This is a genomic window from Dyella sp. 333MFSha (assembly GCF_900102405.1).
GTDB lineage: Bacteria > Pseudomonadota > Gammaproteobacteria > Xanthomonadales > Rhodanobacteraceae > Luteibacter > Luteibacter mycovicinus.
In genome coordinates, this window is the sequence record NZ_FNBR01000001.1 from 715,752 (window position 1) to 733,662 (window position 17,911).

General features: G+C 64.4%; 17 protein-coding genes and 1 pseudogene. 13 read left to right on the forward strand and 5 right to left on the reverse strand.

The window, feature by feature from the left end; translation table 11 throughout:
* The first annotated feature begins 88 nt into the window (after window positions 1-88).
* On the forward strand, window positions 89-532 hold the full coding sequence (locus tag BLT40_RS03275) for a hypothetical protein (RefSeq protein WP_090351350.1): 444 nt from the start codon (window positions 89-91) through the stop codon (window positions 530-532).
* A gap of 8 nt (window positions 533-540) precedes the next feature.
* Here BLT40_RS03275 and BLT40_RS03280 read toward each other — a convergent pair whose 3' ends face one another.
* Window positions 541-1,485 carry an MASE1 domain-containing protein gene (locus tag BLT40_RS03280; protein ID WP_090351353.1) on the reverse strand — a complete coding sequence of 315 codons (945 nt, stop codon included), beginning with the start codon at window positions 1,483-1,485 and terminating at the stop codon, window positions 541-543.
* A 682-nt stretch (window positions 1,486-2,167) separates the two neighbouring features.
* On the opposite strand from BLT40_RS03280, the gene BLT40_RS03290 reads away from it, so the two are divergent.
* On the forward strand, window positions 2,168-2,704 hold the full coding sequence (locus BLT40_RS03290; RefSeq protein ID WP_079522427.1) for a helix-turn-helix transcriptional regulator: 537 nt from the start codon (window positions 2,168-2,170) through the stop codon (window positions 2,702-2,704).
* A 99-nt stretch (window positions 2,705-2,803) separates the two neighbouring features.
* On the opposite strand, the gene kdsA is transcribed toward BLT40_RS03290, so the two are convergent.
* Window positions 2,804-3,649, reverse strand: coding sequence for a 3-deoxy-8-phosphooctulonate synthase (kdsA, locus tag BLT40_RS03295; RefSeq protein WP_079522428.1), 846 nt, complete (start codon window positions 3,647-3,649; stop codon window positions 2,804-2,806).
* 146 nt (window positions 3,650-3,795) lie between these two features.
* Between kdsA and BLT40_RS03300 the strand changes: the two genes are divergently transcribed.
* The 5 genes from BLT40_RS03300 to BLT40_RS03320 all read left to right on the forward strand — a co-directional run bounded on the left by BLT40_RS03300 (window position 3,796) and on the right by BLT40_RS03320 (window position 9,347).
* A complete protein-coding gene (locus tag BLT40_RS03300; RefSeq protein ID WP_090351357.1) occupies window positions 3,796-5,226 on the forward strand; it encodes an ATP-binding protein in 1,431 nt (476 codons plus the stop codon).
* Entirely contained in the window at window positions 5,211-6,551 is a 1,341-nt protein-coding gene (locus tag BLT40_RS03305; RefSeq protein ID WP_079522429.1) for a sigma-54-dependent transcriptional regulator, read from the forward strand. Before BLT40_RS03300 ends, BLT40_RS03305 begins: the two co-directional genes overlap by 16 nt.
* Before the next feature lie 151 nt (window positions 6,552-6,702).
* On the forward strand, window positions 6,703-7,464 hold the full coding sequence (locus BLT40_RS03310) for a hypothetical protein (RefSeq protein ID WP_176809081.1): 762 nt from the start codon (window positions 6,703-6,705) through the stop codon (window positions 7,462-7,464).
* Between the two features lie 74 nt (window positions 7,465-7,538).
* Window positions 7,539-8,108, forward strand: a complete 570-nt coding sequence (locus BLT40_RS03315) for a hypothetical protein (protein ID WP_036112448.1) — start codon at window positions 7,539-7,541, stop codon at window positions 8,106-8,108.
* A 39-nt stretch (window positions 8,109-8,147) separates the two neighbouring features.
* Window positions 8,148-9,347, forward strand: coding sequence for an MFS transporter (locus BLT40_RS03320; RefSeq protein WP_176809082.1), 1,200 nt, complete (start codon window positions 8,148-8,150; stop codon window positions 9,345-9,347).
* Window positions 9,348-9,371: 24 nt separating this feature from the next.
* Here BLT40_RS03320 and BLT40_RS03325 read toward each other — a convergent pair whose 3' ends face one another.
* Window positions 9,372-11,816: a mechanosensitive ion channel domain-containing protein gene (locus tag BLT40_RS03325; protein ID WP_090351364.1), complete on the reverse strand. Its 2,445-nt coding sequence runs from the start codon at window positions 11,814-11,816 to the stop codon at window positions 9,372-9,374.
* 261 nt (window positions 11,817-12,077) lie between these two features.
* Between BLT40_RS03325 and BLT40_RS03330 the strand changes: the two genes are divergently transcribed.
* The 3 genes from BLT40_RS03330 (at window position 12,078) to BLT40_RS19885 (ending at window position 15,118) form a co-directional block, all read left to right on the forward strand.
* Window positions 12,078-12,551: an Hsp20 family protein gene (locus BLT40_RS03330; RefSeq protein ID WP_090351366.1), complete on the forward strand. Its 474-nt coding sequence runs from the start codon at window positions 12,078-12,080 to the stop codon at window positions 12,549-12,551.
* 277 nt (window positions 12,552-12,828) lie between these two features.
* Window positions 12,829-14,487 (forward strand): methyl-accepting chemotaxis protein, encoded by a 1,659-nt coding sequence (locus BLT40_RS03335; protein WP_090351370.1) that lies wholly within the window; start codon window positions 12,829-12,831, stop codon window positions 14,485-14,487.
* Window positions 14,488-14,782: 295 nt separating this feature from the next.
* On the forward strand, window positions 14,783-15,118 hold the full coding sequence (locus BLT40_RS19885) for a hypothetical protein (RefSeq protein ID WP_139382803.1): 336 nt from the start codon (window positions 14,783-14,785) through the stop codon (window positions 15,116-15,118).
* A 27-nt stretch (window positions 15,119-15,145) separates the two neighbouring features.
* On the opposite strand, the gene BLT40_RS03345 is transcribed toward BLT40_RS19885, so the two are convergent.
* Window positions 15,146-15,550, reverse strand: a complete 405-nt coding sequence (locus BLT40_RS03345) for a response regulator (protein ID WP_090351373.1) — start codon at window positions 15,548-15,550, stop codon at window positions 15,146-15,148.
* Window positions 15,551-15,636: 86 nt separating this feature from the next.
* Window positions 15,637-15,804 (reverse strand): DUF2256 domain-containing protein, encoded by a 168-nt coding sequence (locus BLT40_RS03350; RefSeq protein WP_218124526.1) that lies wholly within the window; start codon window positions 15,802-15,804, stop codon window positions 15,637-15,639.
* A gap of 179 nt (window positions 15,805-15,983) precedes the next feature.
* Here BLT40_RS03350 and BLT40_RS03355 point away from each other — a divergent pair, with 179 nt between their 5' ends.
* From BLT40_RS03355 to BLT40_RS03365, 3 genes and pseudogenes are all read left to right on the forward strand, one after another.
* Window positions 15,984-16,820: an alpha/beta fold hydrolase gene (locus BLT40_RS03355; RefSeq protein ID WP_090351379.1), complete on the forward strand. Its 837-nt coding sequence runs from the start codon at window positions 15,984-15,986 to the stop codon at window positions 16,818-16,820.
* 157 nt (window positions 16,821-16,977) lie between these two features.
* Window positions 16,978-17,436 (forward strand): hypothetical protein, encoded by a 459-nt coding sequence (locus BLT40_RS03360; protein WP_090351381.1) that lies wholly within the window; start codon window positions 16,978-16,980, stop codon window positions 17,434-17,436.
* Between the two features lie 86 nt (window positions 17,437-17,522).
* A pseudogene (locus tag BLT40_RS03365) lies at window positions 17,523-17,872 on the forward strand (transposase); the annotation flags it as partial.
* Window positions 17,873-17,911 lie beyond the last annotated feature (39 nt).

Consider the following 17,911-nt stretch of genomic DNA (forward strand, 5'->3'; position numbering starts at 1 on the left):
ATCGGTTTTTTTGCACGACAGCACACGCGACCGGTCACGATATTCGGCTAGTCTTGGCACTCCCATCAACGCTCGACAAGGAATTCATATGCGCTCGATATACAACCGTACCCTCCTGTCTGTCGCTCTGGTCATCGGCTGCGGTACGGCCGCCGCGAGCACGCCGTCTTCCACGGCGGTCGGCCTCGGTCAGTCCTGGCCGAATACGACGGACGTCAGTGCAAGTTCGCAGTATCACGTTTACCTCTTTGACCGTGCGGGCGTTCGTTATGTCCAGGTCAACGACGCGGCCGGTACGGTGCGTGGGGCGATTGCCGTTGTGGACGGCGAAACGCTCGATCTGCCCATCGGCGTCGATGCGTCACGCTGGAGGAGGGTGAGCGAGACGGCGGCCATCCCCGCTGAAAGTACGTCCGTGTACAGCGATGATGCGATGAGGGTAGTCGTGGCTCCGCAGCCTGATGGTGCCGCTTCACTGCTCGTCGTCACGGAGTGCAACGATCCGACGAAGTGCTCTATCCGCGGCCCCTGAGCCACGCGTCAGAAACGTTTCACCCGGACGCCTTGCTGTTCCAAAGCGGGCGTCCGGGCTTTCCACAACAACATGGCGGTCAGCGATGACGCCAGTAACGCCTGTATGACGAGTGCGCCCTCATCAAGCTGTCCCGTCGCCGTAAGCGCCAGAGCCATGCTGGCCGCCATGCCTCCCAGAGCGGTTCCATGCCATCCATGTCGGGATGCCAGCCCGACCATCGGCCAGAGCAGGGCGAGACGGATTATCTGCCGGATGCTTTCATTGTCGGTCACGGTCGCAAGACAGGTCAGCACCGCGAGAGCGGGAACTACCCAGGCGAGCATGTCGCGAACCAGGGTGCTTCGCCAGATCAGATTGACCCGGAGGGGTTGCCGGAGTGCCCGGTAGCGTTCCTGCAGCGCGAGAATGACGGGGGTCACTGTGAGCGCGCCCAGATAGGCGCCCAGAAGGTATCCGAAGAAGAACGGCGTGGGCGAAGTGACAGGCCACTTTTCCGGCGTGCGTGACAGGGCGGCGACCAGTGCGAGTGTGGTGATGGTCGCCGTGATCAGCGCCGCGCTGACGGTCGCGCCGATGATGACCGGCATGCTTATGCGACCACTGGCATCGTGCAGAGCCCAGCGCTTACGGAGAGGTTTGAGTAACGGCCACCACAGAACAACCGTCGGAACGGAAACGAGGATCGCCCACAGCATCCCGAACTGATTTGCACAGAATGCAGCGGTCTCGACAAGGGGAACGGCCTCGCCTATGGCCAGCGCCGGCCAGAAGCGGGAAGGTAACAACAGCATGCAGGCCAGCCGCAGCCCCGTGGTGAGCAGGAACTGCTGAAACGAAAGGTAATAGGCGATCTCGTAAACCGCTTCGTACGCTGCGGCCACCGCAACGTATTGACCCCATCTGTACCAGACCTCGCTGGTCCTGTGACTTAGTGCCGTGCTTCCGTTCACGCCCCTGCTCCTTGTCCGAGTTATGAGAATTTCGGCGAGGATGACACGATCGAAAAGCGGGAAGGGGACTGGAAGCTTGACGGAATTGGCGTATGGGTCACTCTTGCCGAAATTGCGTGTTGCTGTTTCGTGGCAATTACTTAAGAAGTAAACGCGTCATCGCAACGTCACGTGACCGGCGCAGACGTCCATACGTGCGCTCGCGCGGCAGCGTTCGCGTAAGGGTTAGTCACTGCCATCGCGCAGGCGAATCTGACAGACGCCCGCAGTGTGTTGAGGCAAATTCTCCAGGTGCGCCACGCGGAAAATCGTCGGCGTGCGCCTTGGCGACCTTATTGTCAGTTGACAATCAGGGGTCGGGAGCCTAATTTACATGGGAGCGCGGAGTGCCACGGAATACGCACAGCAAGCGGCAAGTCGAAGACGCCTTGCGATATGCCGAGAGCAACGGTTGGCGAGTCGAGAGTCAGCGATCGCACTGGGGGGTGATGTACTGCCCAGCCAACAATCGGTTGTGCGCCTGTGGCGAATTCTGCATGACGAGCATCGCGGGTGCTCCCCAAAATCCCGAGACGCACGCAAGAAAGCTGCGACGTATCGTAGATCGCTGCCTGGCGGCGCAAGCGGCTCGCCATGAGCGCGGCGCCTTCTAGCGATGGACTGCATTGAGGACAGAGCAGACATGCCTGAGTTCAACTTCGTACTGAAATTCGCTTTCGATCATCCGGACACCGACCCAGCGGACTACGTGCAGGTGCTGGAAGAAAGTGGCTGCGACGACGCAGTCGTGGGCATTGGTAAGCTCGGACGCATCGCACTCGACTTCGGGCGAGAAGCGGCAACGGCGGAGGAGGCGCTTTATAGCGCTGTCGCAGATGTACGCCGCGCCATTCCGGGAATTCATCTGGTAGAGGCGGCGCCGGATCTCGTTGGTCTGACGGAGATCGCCGCGCTGTTGGGCCAGACGCGACAGAACGCGAGGCGCATTCTGCAGACGGACGAAGCGTTCCCGCGTGCTGTGCACGAAGGGACTTCAGCGCTCTTCCATCTTGCAGACGTCTATCGATGGATGGATGAAAGGGGAAAGCGGGTCGATACAGAAAGCCGGGCCGTCGCACTCGCCAGCCAGACGCTGAATACCGCGCGCGACATCGGAGCGCTGTCGCCACATCAGGCTGCTCTGGCTCAAGGTTCGTGGCTGGAAGCTATCGCGCGCTAGGTGGAATGCGAAAGGTCGCTGTCGGTGGCCACCAGAGGATCGTGGCGGCCACCGTTGCCTTGAGCGCTTCGTGAGGCCGTCAGCGCGTAGAGTGGCGTTTCAGCGGATATCGAGCGGTGCGAAACCCTTCACCAGATCGTCGATCGCCTTGATCTGCGCCAGGAACGGTTCCAGCGCCGTGAGCGGCAGGGCGCTGGGACCGTCGCAACGCGCATGGTCCGGATCGGCATGTGCTTCCAGGAACAGGCCACCGATGCTCACGGCCATGCCCGCACGGGCCAGCTCCATCACCTGACGGCGACGTCCGCCACTGGCTTCGCTGCCGGCGTCACGGCGCTGCAGACTATGGGTGACATCGAAGATCGCTGGATAGCCTCCGGTCGATTCGATCATCTCGCGGAAACCGAGCATGTCCACCACGAGGTTGTCGTAACCGAATTGCGCGCCGCGCTCGCAGAGGATGATGCGTTCGTTACCCGCCTCCACGATCTTGCTGGTCACGTGTTTCATCTGCGTGGGGCTCATGAACTGCGGCTTCTTGATGTTCACCGCCCGACCGGTCTTCGCGATGGCCACGACCAGATCGGTCTGGCGGGCGAGGAACGCTGGGATCTGCAACACATCGACCACTTCGGCGACAACGGACGCCTGGGCCACTTCGTGTACATCGGTGATCACCGGTACGCCGAACTCGCTCTTTACCCGTTCGAAGATCCGCAGGCCTTCTTCCAGTCCGACGCCACGATACGAATGGATCGACGAGCGGTTCGCCTTGTCGAAGCTGGCCTTGAAGACGTAGGGGATGCCGAGCTTGCGGGTCACGTCGACGTAGTGACCGGCGGCATGCAGGGTGGAATCGAGGTCTTCGAGGACGTTGATGCCGCCAAAAAGCACGAAGGGAAGCGAGTTGCCGACTTCGACGCCGGGGGCAATGGATACGTTCACGGGGACTCCGAGCGGCAGGGACAAGACGCCTATGGTAGCGCTGTCAGCCCGCCCATGTTTCCGCACGGACCCGTGGCGTCCGCTCCGTTCACGGCGTCGTGCTCAAGCCACGACTACGATGCCGCACCCCGTTCAGGCCGACACCGGTGTTCAACGCGCTTTCCCGCCAGCTCTTCGTCATCTGGGCCCTCGTCGCGCTGGCCTGCGTCGGCATGGGCGTGCTGCTGCTGGTGGCCTGGCGTCAGACCGGATCGGTGCAGGTCGCGCATGCCCGGCAGGCGTTGTCCGCCGACTGCGCGGCGGTGGTCAGTCGTTACCGCGGTGCCAGTCCCGCCGCGCGTGCCTCGTCGCCGTCCAATGGTCTGCTCGACGTCGTTCTGCAACTGGTCTTGCAGGACGCCAGTGGCGTCGAGGGCGGGGCATGGCAATCGGGTCGGGGATTTACCGCATACGCCTATCCCACGTATGAAGGCTCGGGCGACAAGACCGACGTGCCCGAGGCCGAGAGCGGCAACATCGTGACCACCGCCAGCGTGGCCGTGGGCTCGCGGCGGGAGCAGTCCTACGTGCGTCAGGGCGAGCGCGAAACCGTCCTAATCACCGCGTGCCCGTTGGACACGACGCGTGCCGTATGGACGATGACCCGTCTGGCCCGCGCGCCAGGGCGGTCGTCGAGCCTGCTGGCCGCCGGGATCGGTCTCCCGTTCGCCCTGGCGCTGGCCTCGGCCATCGGCCTGGTGGCGATCATGCGACGCTGGCGGCGCAAGCTGGACGCCGTGGAGGATGCGCTGACGCGGTCCTCCGGTGTGCCCGCGTTGCCGCGGACCGGTTCGCCGGAGGTGGATCGTCTGGCGGATGCCGTGGTCGCCTATGCGTCCCGGCTCGACGCCAGCCATCGCGAGGCAGAGGCCTTGTCGACGGAGCTGCGCCGACACGAGCGCCTGGTCGGTCTCGGGCGGATGACGGCCACCGTGGCTCACGAGATTCGCAACCCCATCGCGACGATGCGTCTGGCGGCGGAGAACGCGCTCGCCGCACCCGCCGTGTCCGACGAGCAACGCGCCCCATTGACCATGGTGCTGGCGCAGGTAAGGAAACTGGACGATCTGGTCGAAAGCCTGCTCGGCATGGTGCAGCCGATCCGCCTGCGTCTGGAAGATACCGCGATCGAGGCATGGGTCGCATCGATCGAGCGGGCGACGTGGAAGGAGGTCGGGCCGGTCACCGTCGAGCGCCGCTACGCTCCTGACCTTCACTGGGCGATCGACCGCGAGCAGCTCAGCCGCGCCGTGGAAAACCTCTTACGCAACGCGTTTCAGCACGCGGCCGACGTCGCGATGGCGGTCGTCCACGATGGCCATACCTTGCGCATCACGGTAACCAATGCGGGTCCGTCGCTCGATCCGGAGATCGAGGAGCGCCTGTTCGAACCGTTTGTCAGCGGCCGGGTCGACGGTAACGGCCTGGGCCTGGCCCTGGTGCGCGAGATCGCGGAGGGTCATGGCGGCCATGCGCGTTACGAGCGCGACGACGGCGTCCACGCCTTCAGCCTGGAGATCCCATGGCGCAGATCCTGATCATCGACGACGACGACGATTTCCGCGCGACCATGGCCGCGACGCTGACGTCGCTCGGCCACGGCGTCGCCATGGCGCGCAATGCGGAGGAAGGCCTGGCCAGGCTACGCGCCGGGGATGTCCATATGGCGTTCGTCGACTATCGGATGCCGGGGATGGATGGCCTCGCGCTTTTGCGCTCACGTCACGCCGACGCGCCCGCGTCACCCGTCCCGATCATCATGCTCACCGCGTTCGCGTCAGCTCAGAACACCATCGAGGCGATGCGGCTGGGTGCGTTCGACCATCTGGTCAAACCCATCGGCAGGCAGGATCTCGCCGCCGCCGTGGCACGCGCCATGGCGGCGGGCCCGGTCGAACCGGCGGGCGCCTCCGTGGCGGACGACGGCGACATGCTGGGCCACAGCCAAGCGATGCATCAGGTGCACAAGCGCATCGGCCTCGCCGCCGCCAGCGATATTCCGGTGCTGATCACGGGCGAAACCGGAACCGGCAAGGAGATGGTCGCGCGCGCCTTGCATCGCGCCGGCGCGCGTGCCGAGCGGCCGTTCGTCGCCGTCAACTGCGCGGCCATACCGCCGGACCTGCTCGAGAGCGAATTGTTCGGGCATCGCAAAGGCGCGTTCTCGGGTGCGACGGCGGATCGCAAGGGGTACTTCCGCGAGGCCGATGGCGGCACGCTGCTGCTGGACGAAATCGGCGACATGCCTCTGGCGATGCAGGCGAAGCTGCTGCGCGTGCTGCAGGAAAACGAGGTCACCCCGCTGGGAAGCAGCCAGCCGGTACCGATCGACGTGCGCGTGATCGCGGCGACGCACCGGCACATCGACGAACGCGTGGCGGCCGGCGAGTTCCGGATGGACCTCTACTACCGTCTCAACGTGCTGCCGATCGAACTGTTGCCGCTGCGCGAACGCGTCGAAGACATCGCGGTGCTGGCGACGGCGTTCCTCGATGCGGGCCAGTCGCGGCCAAAGCGGCTGTCGACCGCCGCGGTAGCGCGGCTGGAGCGACATCGCTGGCCCGGCAACGTCCGTGAGTTGCGCAATGTCATGGAGCGCTGCCGGGTGCTGGTGCCCGGACCGGTGGTCGACGCGGCCGACCTCGACGGCATGCTTGCCGACGGCGCGCTGCCGGCGGCGGAAGGCGGGCGCGGTGAGGTCGGCGAGGGCGAGTCGCTGCCTGTCGCTCTCGCGCGGCTGGAGCGCGCGATGATCGTACAGGCGCTGGCGGCTGCGCAGGGCAATCGCGCGGAGGCCGCACGTCGCCTTGGCATCCGTCGTCAGCTGCTTTACCGCAAGCTGCTGGACCACGGTCTCGAATAGTGTCCGTGGCGAGGACACCGGGTGTCCCCGAGGGGGACACTTCCATCGACGCAGATGTGTCGACAGGCCTGTTTTTCAGCGCTTTCGCGGCTGGCACGAACGATGCAACGGTTTTCATCGCGGCCTCCCCACCGCGATGCAGGAGTTCATCATGAATCGTTTTCCCTTGCTCGGTTGCGCGCTCGCCCTGGCCATCGGCAGCGCCGTCGCCCAGGATCGACCGTCCCCCTCGGCGATCCCGCCGCCGCCGCCCGCGCCGCCGGCACCGCTTGCCGACGCGCATCGCACCCAGGTGACCGGCACCGTCGCCCGTTTTCTCGTCAATCCCAATGGCGACGTGGACGGCGTGTTGCTCGACGATCACACGCAGGTCGGCATGCCGCCGACGATGGGCGCCGCGCTGGCGGGCAAGCTCCATAGGGGCGATCGTCTCACCGCCCGGGGCTTCCGCGTGGGTGATTTGCCGCTGCTTCAGGCTGACTCGATCACGGCGGGCGGCACGGAGCTGACCGACACGCCGCCGGCCGCACCACCGGCTCCGCCAGCGGCACCGGCGCTGCAGCCGATGGAAGCGCACGGCCTGGTGCAGCAGCCGCTGTACGGCCCGCGCGGTGACGTGGCCGGTGTGCTGCTGGATGAGGGCTCGATCCTGCGCGTGCCGCCTCCAGCGGCGGTGCGTGCCGGCGCGTTGATGCAGCCGCATGCACGAATCGCCGTCAAAGGTTTCGGCGTGAACACGCCCTACGGCCGTTCCATCCAGGTGACCGCTCTCGGCACGACGCCCGGTAGCGAACAGCCGGTCGCCGCACCGCCGCAGCCTGGCCCGATGGCACCCCGCCCGCCGGTGCCGCCGCAACCGGGTGTCGCGTTGGGCGGAGCACCGGCGCCCACGCCGCCCGTTCCCACGCCCTGACCCCGATCCAGGCGCCGCCGCCCGTCCATGGGCGGCGGCGATTCCTGCCGATTTTTTTATCCCTGGAGTAGCACATGCATTGGCTCGATCCCGATTACCTTCCCGTTACCCGCGGCACGCTGGACCGCTTCCTGCTCAACCCGCACGGCGATATCGATGGACTGCTGTTGACCGACGGCACCGAAATCCACACGCCGCCCCATCTGTCACGGGCGCTGGCGCGAGCTCTCAAACCACGTAGCCGGCTCGAAGTACGCGGCGTGGCCGTGCGCGGCGCCGACGTGATCGTCGCGGTGGCGATCGATCCCGCGAAAGGCAAGCGCATTGTCGATGAGGGTCCGAAACCCGGCGAAGAAAAGCCCAAACCACATGACGATGGTTCCCGCTGGTCGTACGAGGGCGAGATCGCGCGTCTGCTGCATGGTCCCAAGGGCAATGCTCATGGCGTGCTGCTCGATGACGGGGTGATCGTGCGCTTTCCGCCGCACGCGGCGACCGAACTCGGACGGATGCTCGCGCCGGGCAAGTCCATCGCGGTGGAAGGTCGCTGGACCGATACCGCCCATGGCGCGGTCATTCATGCGGAAGCGATCGGTACGAGTGCGGACTCGCTGAAGCCGATGCCGAAGAAGCCGAAGCACTGACGCCGGGAGAAGCACGTGGCACTCGCTCAGGAACGAACCATGCGCGGCCGACGACCGCTCGAAGCACTCAACTTCTTCGTGGCCGATGTGCAGGCCGGCATCGGTCCGTTCCTGGGCGTGTTTTTGCAGTCCGCCGGCTGGCGGACCGGAGCCATCGGCACCGTGATGACGATCGGTGGCGTCGCGGGCCTGTTGGTCACGGCGCCGGCGGGTGCCGTGGTCGATGCGACGCGGTACAAGCGGCTGGCGATCGTCGTCTCGTCGATCTGCACGGTGATCGCGTCGTGCATCGTCTGGTACGCGCATTCGTTTCCGATGGTGGTGCTCTCGCAGGTGGCCACGGCGATCGCCGGCGCGCTGCTCGGGCCCGCGATCGCAGGCGTCACCCTCGGCATGGCCCGCGCGCGGGGCTTCGACCGGCAGTTCGGCCGCAACCAGGTGGCCAACCACGCTGGCAACGTCGTCGGCGCCGGTGTTTCCGGGTTCATCGGCTGGCGTTTCGGTTTCGGTGGTGTATTCCTGGTTGCCGCCGTATTCGGCGTGCTGGCGGTGGTGTCGACGCTCCTGATTCCGGCCGATGCGATCGATCACCGTGCCGCGCGTGGCCTCGAATCGGACGACGGGGATAACGGTGACGCGCCTTCGGGCGTATCGATCCTGGTGACCTGCCGGCCGCTGCTGATCCTGGCCGCCGCGCTCGCGCTGTTTCACCTCGGCAACGCGGCGATGTTGCCGCTCTACGGTATGGCGGTGGTCGCCGCGCACCAGGCCGAGCCCAGCTCGTTTACGGCTCTGACCATCGTCGTGGCGCAACTGGTGATGGTGGGAACCTCACTGCTGGCGATGCGGTTGATCCGCACGCGGGGCTACTGGCAGGTCATCCTCGTGACCTTCCTTGCGTTGCCGCTGCGCGGGGCACTCGCGGCGTTCTTCATCAACCGCTGGGGCGTCTTTCCGGTACAGGTGCTCGATGGTATCGGCGCGGGTTTGCAGAGCGTGGCCGTGCCTGCGCTGGTCGCGCGTCTGATGCAGGGCACCGGGCGCGTCAACGTCGCGCAGGGCGCGGTGATGACGATGCAGGGCGTCGGTGCGGCACTCAGTCCCGCACTGGGCGGATGGCTTGCCGAGACGATCGGATTCCACGGCGCGTTCCTGTGTCTCGGCGCCGTTTCGATGGGATCGCTTGGGCTGTGGTGGGGCGGCCGCGCGCGCCTCCATGAGGTGCGTACCGGCGGTTGAGCCTCCGCCGTGAATCGGCGGCTGTCACTCGGGCGCCATCGGGGCGCGCAGATGGACCTCGACTTGTGGAAACGGAATCTCGATGCCCGCGGCGTCGACAGCGGCCAGGGTATGAGCGAGCAGGTCGCTGCGGACATCGCCCAGCGCGCCGAGATCGTGGGTCCATGCGCGCAGCGCGAACTGCAGGGCGCTGTCGCCGTATCCGATGAGCTGCGCGGAGGGCTTCGGGTCTTCCGAGACACCCGGCGTGCTACCGGCGGCGGTAAGCAGGACCTCGATGACCTTGCCGGGGTCGGCTCCGTAGGCGACGCCGACGATGACCTCGATGCGCCGGGTGCGATCGAACATCGTCCAGTTGGTCAGGTTGCCGCTGAGTAACAGGCCGTTCGGTACCACCACGTCGGCACCTTCGAAGGTTCGGATCACCGTGGCGCGCAGGCCGATGGCGCGAACCGTACCTGAGCTCGCGGCCACATCGACCACGTCACCCGGCTGGATGGGGCGCTCGACCATCAACACCAGGCCGGAAACGAAGTTGTTGACCACGGTCTGCAATCCGAAGCCGATACCCACGCCCAGCGCGCCGAAGATGAGAGCAAGCTGGCTCACCTTGAAGCCAGCGGCGGAGAGCGCCAGGAGAAACCCCAGGATGAGGATCGCGTAGTAGGTGAGCGAGGCGATGCTGTTGCCGGCGCCGCGTGGGAGCGAGGCGTACCGGGGCAGCTCCTCCCGCAACAGCATGCGCAAGCCCCGGGCCGACCAGAACGCGAGCCAGGTGGCGAACACGAAGACGACGACGTCGCCGATGTGGATGGACACCTCGCCGACATCGATGCCCAGTTCCCAGATCGACGCCCCCGCGCGGTACAGCGGACGCAGCACACGGAAACGGGTCATGGCGTAGAACAGCCAGCCGACCAGCGCGGCCATCATCAGGGCCCGGGTTCCGATGCGCCGAAGCGACCCGCTGTGACGCACGAAGAAGCGCCTTCCCGCCACGGCGGGGCGAGCCACCAGTGCGCCCGCGATACCGACGATGGCCGCTACCGCGGCATAAAGCACGAGCGCCATGTAACCGGTGTCGATCACCCCGCTGGTCAGCGTTTCGGCCAGCGTGACATTGCCGATCACATTGGCTACCACGGCGATGGCCAGCAGAATCGCCACGACGCTCGCAGCGGGGCGGACGAAGCGCATCAAGCCGGGTTGCGATAGCGCTGTCGAAGCCCTCGCGCGGTGGAGCAGCCATAGCGTGAGTGCGAGCGCCATGCATGCCAGGCCCAGACCGAATAACCGGTAGAGCGACGCGTCGCCGACGACCGCCACACCCATGCGGTCGACCACATACAGCGCGACGGCGACGTAGGGCCATCCGCCCAGTTGGCGAACGATGCCGCCGGGCAACAGACGCAACGCGGGAATGAGTGCGATCAACAGCACGAACTCCTCCACCAGCAACGGTGCGTCCGGCTCCAGCACGAGGACGGCGAGCATGGAGAGCAACAGCCACGTGGATAGCGGACGCCGTAGTGCGCGTGCGACGCTCGTGGAACTGGCTGTTTGTCGAGCGCGCCGCACCTCGAAGGCAAGCCAGCCGATGAGTGGAACGAGCAGGAACTGGACCAGCTTCAGCGCATCCTGATTGCTTCCTCCAGCCGCGTGGTAATCGCTGGCGAACTGGCTTTCGATATCGAGGCCCTGATCCGCAGCGTCGAACGCGGTCCTTGCGTTGGTGTGCGACGTCCAGGTCGAGGCGGACCATAGCGGCGGAACATCGAGTCGAAGCAGTTGACGGTCGATGCGGTCGATTGCATCAGCCGTGGCCGTCTCACCGGCTTGCAGGCGCGCCTTCAGCATGCCGGCACGTTGCTTGAGCGCATCCTGCCGTGACAGCGCGGCGCTCAGCGCAGCCTCCGAGGCTTCGATCTGCTGCAATATCGAATCGACCCGTTGAGTCAGCACCGGGGGCAGCCCGTCGAGGATGCCCTGCGCGCGCGTGGCGGACCACACGGCGCGTCGCTGCGCCAGGCGTATCGCCTGGTCGGCATACGGCGAAAACGCGCGTTGTTCCGACGCCTCCCAGCGGCTGAACCGCCGCGCGTTGAATGCCCACTGGCGCGCAAGGCTTTCGAGCCGCATCACCGGTACGCCGCGAAGGTCGCCGACGGAAGCGAGACGAGCCTGGCTGTCGACGGAACGGGTGATCGCGTCGAGCGTCGGACTCATCGCGGTCACCGGATCCGGGCCGGCGAGCAATCGTCCCACCTGACTGAGCAGCTCCTGGTCCTCGTCCGCGCGTGCCAGGATCTCCTCCAGGGCAAGAGGTTGCACGGTCACTGGGGCCGTCACGGTCGCGGGTGTCGTCGGCGATGTTTGACCCATCGCGCCGCCGGTGCCGATGAGGCTCAGGGCGACGAGGGCGCCGAGGCATAACGAGCGGCGCGAAATGAGGGCGATGAGGGCGGTCATGGGATCGGCGCACGTCACGGGTCTTGCATGCACTGTGACACGGCCGGCATGCCGCGTGCATGTGGGATGGGCGGGCCCTGCCTCGTTCACGGGCCTGATCGGCACGGAAAACCACTTAAATAACGGCTGAATTCCGGGTCTTGAAATTTTTCAGTCGCTGCATAGATTAGTGCCCGCCGACCGCTTCGGGGTCGGCCTCGCCACTCGCCGAAAGGGGGTGGCAGAGAGAACCCATCCCATGTTGCTCAAGAGGATATGGTCATGCGAACTCTTCTGAATATTGCACCGCTACATCGTTCCAGCGTCGGCTTCGATCGCGTGTTCGATCTGCTCGAGGCCGCGGCCGCAAGGGGCCAGACATCCGACAACTACCCGCCTTTCGACTCGATCAAGCTTGCGGATGATCAGTACCGTATCGCCATGGCGGTCGCCGGCTTCGGCGAAGCGGATATCGAGGTCACCGCTCAAGCGAACTGGCTCACCGTGTCGGGTGAACGCAAGGAAGAACCGGAAGGCGAGTACCTGCATCGGGGCATCGCCACGCGTCCCTTCCAGCGTCGGTTCGAACTGGCCGAGCACGTGCAGGTGGCCGGCGCCCGCCTCGTCAATGGACTACTCACGATCGACCTCAAGCGCGAGGTTCCGGAGGCGATGAAGTCGCGACGTATCGACATCGCATCGGGCTCCCAGGCCGAGCACAGCGTCCGGCAACTTCTCGATAACGCTGCCGCATGATGCACGAGGGCCCCGCACGGAGCGGGGCCTTTTTTTATAGAGCCCGTGGCGACGGGTCGGTACGGCACCCCGTGTTGCCAGACAAGGTAATCGTAGCGGGTGCGGTCGGCGTCAGGAACCAAAAAAAGTCGGGCCTCGCGGCCCTGAATACGACCTCCTTTCGCCAGCCTTTCGGTCGATTTAATCGCGCATGAACGCTTTTCATCAATTTTGTCAAATTTACTTCAGCAGTGTGGGCGCGCGCCGATAGCGAAATGTCCCCGCCTGGAGTGTTCCCATGACTGTTCGCCAGCGCATCGCGCTTCTCATTGCCATCTCCGTAGTCATCGCCCTCTCGGTCGGCGTCGGGGGGCTGATGGCTCTTCGCCAGACCGGCGCGCAGACGGAAGCCATCTACCGCACGTCACTCGAGCCAATCGTGGATGTCACCGGGGTTCGTGCGCTTTTCAATGGGACGCGCACCGGGCTCAACCGGGCGTTGCTGGTGGGCACGGTGGACGCGGCGAAAGCGGAGCAGGCGGACAACGCCGCGGCGGCGAAAAAAATAGACGCCCTCTGGGCAAGCTACTACCCGAACATGGTCTCCTCGCCTGAGGAAAAAGCGGAAGCTGACCGGTTCATTGCGGCGCAGGCGCACGCCCGTGAGCTCAACGCACGTCTCGATCCGCTGATGGCGAGCGGGAAACGGGACGAAGCGGTGCAGTACATGCTCACTGCGGTGGGCCCGGCGTTTACCGCCGAATCGAGTGCGATCGACGCCATCGTGCAGGAAAACGTCAACGAAGCCGCGCAGGCGTTCGCCCAGTCGGAGAACATCGAGCGCCACGCGTTCGTCCTGGTCGTCATCGGGCTCGTGGTGGGCGCGGCGGCCCTCGTTGCGTGCGGCGTCTTCCTGGCGCGTTCCATCATGAGACCCCTGATTCAGGCTCGCGAACTGGCTGCCTCCATCAGCGACGGCGAACTAGGGCACGCCATCGACGTCAAAGGAAAGGACGAGGTCAGCGACACCCTGCGATCGCTCGTCGCGATGGACACGACGCTGGCCGGCATCGTCCGGAAAGTGCGCGACAACGCCAGCCAGGTGAACGCCGCGGCCAAGGACATCGCTGCCGGCAACGACGAATTGTCTTCGCGCACCCAGGAGCAGGCATCGAGTCTGGAAGAGACCGCAGCCTCCATGGAAGAGATGACCGCCTCGGTCCGTCAGAACGCCGAGTCCGCTGCGGCGGCCCGGGCGCTGGCCGAATTGTTGACGTCCCAGGCAGCGACGACGCGCGGGCTCGCGGGGGAAACGTCGGATGCGATGATCAGGGTCAGCGATGCAAGTCGCGAAATCAGCGGCATTGTCACCACGATGGACGAGATCGCGTTTCAGACCAACCTGCTGGCCTTGAATGCCGCCGTCGAAGCCGCACGCGCCGGGGAACATGGACGGGGCTTCGCGGTCGTGGCCGGGGAGGTCCGTCGTCTCGCCCAGCAAAGTGCTGTGGCCGCCAAGGACGTGAAGGTGCTGATCGCATCGAGCGGTGAGCGCGTGGAGGCTGGCGCTGCGCTCCTGACGCGTACCACGGATGCTCTGGCCGATATGCAAGCGGGCGCGGTCAAAGTGGCAAGCTTCGTCACCGACATTGCCACGGCCAATGCCCAGCAGGCGGCGGGAATCGACCAGGTCAACATGGCGGTCACCGAGCTCGATTCGGTCACCCAGCAAAATGCGGCCCTCGTTGAGGAAGCCAGTGCGGCCAGTCAGCAAGCCAGCGAGCTTGCTGAAGGCCTGATGCTCCAGGTCGCTGTCTTCCGCTTTGCGGGGGAGGACACCGCTCCATACGCCGAACGTCCTGCGCCAGCCGGCCGCACCCCGACCCCACCGGTCCTGCTGTCGCCCTCCTCACCGGCCACGGTCGCCATGGCGGCGTCGGTTTGGCGAGACTTTTGAGGGTGCTGGATGCACCGTCCTTCGACGGCGCGGGGACGCGAGTCGCCAGACGCGGGAAGACAAATTCAGCCAAGTGCTGTACATTTGTACGATGTCTGTCCGATTAACATGCGGGTACTCCGTTCATGCCTTACCAGGCGAGGGGTTTCGGGGCTCGTTTCAAGTGTTCGACCACCGTGGCGTGGTGGTCGAAGACGGTGCCGATGGAAGTGCTCACGCCACGCTTCAGCTCGCCTGGGCGAGCGTCTGGAGCCTTGGTCAGATGGCCGTTTCGCGCCTGAGATGAGGATTGGCCATGCGCTCCGCGCCCGCAGAGTCCGCCACTGCCTTTCCACTACGCGGTCGAATGGATTTTGCCGTTGAGAGGGCGCAGAGCAATCAGTATTCTTCCGGAAGTTTTTTTGCCGGAAAAGCGCTCATGTCACTCGTTCGGATATTCATCCTGCACCCCTCGCAACCGGGCGGCCACTGGCACGTGTCGGAGCAGGGGAGGGACGGCGAGTCCTACAAGGACGGGCTGGTAGCCATGCATGCCGCGTGCGACCGTGCCCGCGCGCTCGAGGAAATGGGTTTTGACGTACAGGTCCGTCAGGAAGGCGCAGACGGAACCTGGCAAATCATTCGCGAATAAAGCCGCTGGCCGGCCGGCCCGGGCGGCTCATCTGTCCCGCATCTCTTCCAGGCGTTGGACGAGCGCAAGCAACGCGGCGCGCGAGACCGGTTTTTGCAGGTACGGCAAAGTGGAGAAGGGCGCTGGCAAGACGGACCGCGGGTGCCCCGTGACGAACGCCACCGGAACGTCCTTGGCGATGAGCGCCGTGGCGACGCCGAGCGAATCGCCACCTTCGATGTCGATGTCGACCAGAGCGACGTCAGGCCTGCGTGTGAGGATGGCATCGATGGCGTCGGGTTCGGATGCGGCGACCTGGCAGACACGAAAGCCGCCACCTTCAAGCACGATTTGATACGCATCGGATACGAAGGCGTTGTCTTCGACGAGCAGGCAGGTCGTTTTTTCTGAGGTTTGCACAGTGGGGGCATCCAATGTCTGTTGATGCACCATCGCTGTGTTTCCGTCAACGTGACGGTTTGCCTGTGTGTTTGGATGTAACACAACCGGCCGGGTGATTTCGGGTCAAGGTGGCGTGACTACCGAAGGCTGGGAATGACAGACCCTTTGATATCGGGTTTCGAGCGTCGGCACCGCTCGGAGCAATACCTGACCTGCTCCCAATCCTTCGCCCACTTTCGGCGCCAGCTGAAGGGGAGCCCACAGGCGGCGCAGGTTTTATGAGGCAGGTCGGCCTTTTTTCTCATGCGAGACATGCTGGCGCTCCGCGGCAGGGCGCTATTCGCTGACACCGAAACGCTACCATGACATGAGACATCGATACGTCGCTTTGTGACTCACGGACGTCGTTCAAGCGCATGCAGGTCTTTCTCTCGCTGTTGATGTGGTCCTTGCCAGCGTTGGTATCCAACCCGAGGAGTTGCCCATGCCATTCGTGACCGTCAAATCCACAGCTCAACCGACCACGCTTTTTTATGAAGAGGTGGGCGAAGGCCGCCCGGTTGTGTTCATTCACGGATGGCCGCTGAGTTCGGCCATGTGGGAGTACCAGATGGGTGCGGTGGCCGACGCTGGCTTTCGTGCCATCGCCTATGACCGTCGGGGATTCGGGCGGTCCGACCATCCGGCAGCCGGCTACGACTACGACACGTTTGCCGATGACTTGAACGCCGTGCTGGAAACACTCGACTTGAGAGACGTCACCCTTGTCGGATTTTCGATGGGCGGCGGTGAAGTGGCGCGCTTCATGTCACGCCATGGTGCCGATCGGATTACCAGCGTCGTGTTTGCGTCGGCAGTGACACCGTACTTGCTCAAGGGCGACAACAATCCCGATGGCGTCGACGGCGATGTCTTCACGGAGATGAAAGAAAAACTCCGCGATGAACGTCCCGCGTTCCTTGAAACATTTGGCAAGCAGTTTTTTGGCCAGGGCATGTTGTCCCATCCGGTAAGCCAGGCGACGCTTGATTCGAGTCTGGTGGTTGCCATGCAGGCATCGAAGAAAGGCACGCTCGACTGTGTGGATGCGTTCAGCAAAACCGACTTCCGTCAGGACATCTCATCTATCCGTGTCCCGACGCTCATCATCCACGGTGATGATGACAAGGTCATCCCGATCGACGCCAGCGCGCGCCGTCTGGCCAGGGAGATTCCAGGCTCGGTGCTGAAAGAATATGATGGCGCGCCACACGCCCTCGTCATCACGCACAAGGACGACTTCAATCGCGACCTCGTGTCGTTCTTGCAAGGCAGCATCTGACGGATGCGGGCACGGGGGCGATTGTCCCTTCGTGCCTATTTTTGCAGTCGGATGCCATCGACGTCATCGATTGACGCCGGCCGCGTTCGCCGGGAGGTGAACTGTGACAGGGCCGTTTGCACAATGGTACGGTCACCGTTCCTGAAGGATTTAAGTCATGAAACATCGTGTCAGCGCGGTAGTGTTGGTCATGGTGCTGGTGTGCGCGTCGTCTGTGGCATCAGCCAGGGAATATGTCCTGTCACTCAAAGGCGTTGATGTGCGCCCGGGCGAACGGATCGTTGGCCTGGAGATGCATGGAAAACATCTGACTTTGGCCAGCGTCGTGCACGTTCCAAATGGATGGAGCTTCAAAGTTGACACCGACCCAGCGGGCAACATGGACCTCTCGGGCGCGATCATCGTCGGTGCCGCGGCGCTTTCCCCAGCGGACGTCGAACAGGCGTGGTTGTTTCGCGACGCTGCGGGCGCAGTGAACGAACCGGCGGCGTTGACGGGGACCATCACAGTCACTAAAACATTCGACGACTCCCGTGAAATTCCACTCAAAACCGACATGCTGGTAGCTAAAACGGCTAGGTCGGGAGTGGCTTTAACGAACAATGCTGCGCGCTAAAGCGAGCCCCGATTTCGGCGAGCTGGACCGCCCAGACTTTCGTAGACCACTTGAAGCCATAATTTATGGCAATTGAGGAGGTCTCTATGAGTGGCAAGCGTTATACGGATCAGTTCAAGATCAAGGCAGTTCGAGAGCACGGGCGGCCGGTGCTCGACGTCGCCCAGCGGCTGGGCGTTACGAGCCACAGCCTGTATGGCTGGAAGAAGGCCTTCTCCAAGCCCACGATCGTCAAGCGTGCGGAGCTGCATCAGAGCGCCGAGGTTCGACGCCTACAGGCTGAGCTGAAGCGTGTCGCCGAGGAGCGTGACATCGCCAAGAAAGCCGCCGCGTGCTTTGCCAACGGGTAAGGGCTAAGTACGCGTTCATTTGCGATCACCTCCGTGAGTTCCGGCTGGTCGCCATGTGTCGGGCTCTTCGCGTGCATCGGAGCGGTTAGCCCCAGACCTGTCCGGCGTGGACAGCATTAGAAAGC

Excerpts from the sequence above, each read along its gene's own strand:
- BLT40_RS03275 (WP_090351350.1), top strand. The coding sequence starts at position 89 with ATGCGCTCGATATACAACCGTACCCTCCTGTCTGTCGCTCTGGTCATC.
- BLT40_RS03290 (WP_079522427.1), top strand. The coding sequence starts at position 2,168 with ATGCCTGAGTTCAACTTCGTACTGAAATTCGCTTTCGATCATCCGGAC.
- BLT40_RS03305 (WP_079522429.1), top strand. The coding sequence starts at position 5,211 with ATGGCGCAGATCCTGATCATCGACGACGACGACGATTTCCGCGCGACC.
- BLT40_RS03310 (WP_176809081.1), top strand. The coding sequence starts at position 6,703 with ATGAATCGTTTTCCCTTGCTCGGTTGCGCGCTCGCCCTGGCCATCGGC.
- BLT40_RS03315 (WP_036112448.1), top strand. The coding sequence starts at position 7,539 with ATGCATTGGCTCGATCCCGATTACCTTCCCGTTACCCGCGGCACGCTG.
- BLT40_RS03320 (WP_176809082.1), top strand. The coding sequence starts at position 8,148 with ATGCGCGGCCGACGACCGCTCGAAGCACTCAACTTCTTCGTGGCCGAT.
- BLT40_RS03325 (WP_090351364.1), bottom strand. The coding sequence starts at position 11,816 with ATGACCGCCCTCATCGCCCTCATTTCGCGCCGCTCGTTATGCCTCGGC.
- BLT40_RS03330 (WP_090351366.1), top strand. The coding sequence starts at position 12,078 with ATGCGAACTCTTCTGAATATTGCACCGCTACATCGTTCCAGCGTCGGC.
- BLT40_RS03335 (WP_090351370.1), top strand. The coding sequence starts at position 12,829 with ATGACTGTTCGCCAGCGCATCGCGCTTCTCATTGCCATCTCCGTAGTC.
- BLT40_RS19885 (WP_139382803.1), top strand. The coding sequence starts at position 14,783 with ATGCGCTCCGCGCCCGCAGAGTCCGCCACTGCCTTTCCACTACGCGGT.
- BLT40_RS03345 (WP_090351373.1), bottom strand. The coding sequence starts at position 15,550 with ATGGTGCATCAACAGACATTGGATGCCCCCACTGTGCAAACCTCAGAA.
- BLT40_RS03350 (WP_218124526.1), bottom strand. The coding sequence starts at position 15,804 with ATGAGAAAAAAGGCCGACCTGCCTCATAAAACCTGCGCCGCCTGTGGG.
- BLT40_RS03355 (WP_090351379.1), top strand. The coding sequence starts at position 15,984 with ATGCCATTCGTGACCGTCAAATCCACAGCTCAACCGACCACGCTTTTT.
- BLT40_RS03360 (WP_090351381.1), top strand. The coding sequence starts at position 16,978 with ATGAAACATCGTGTCAGCGCGGTAGTGTTGGTCATGGTGCTGGTGTGC.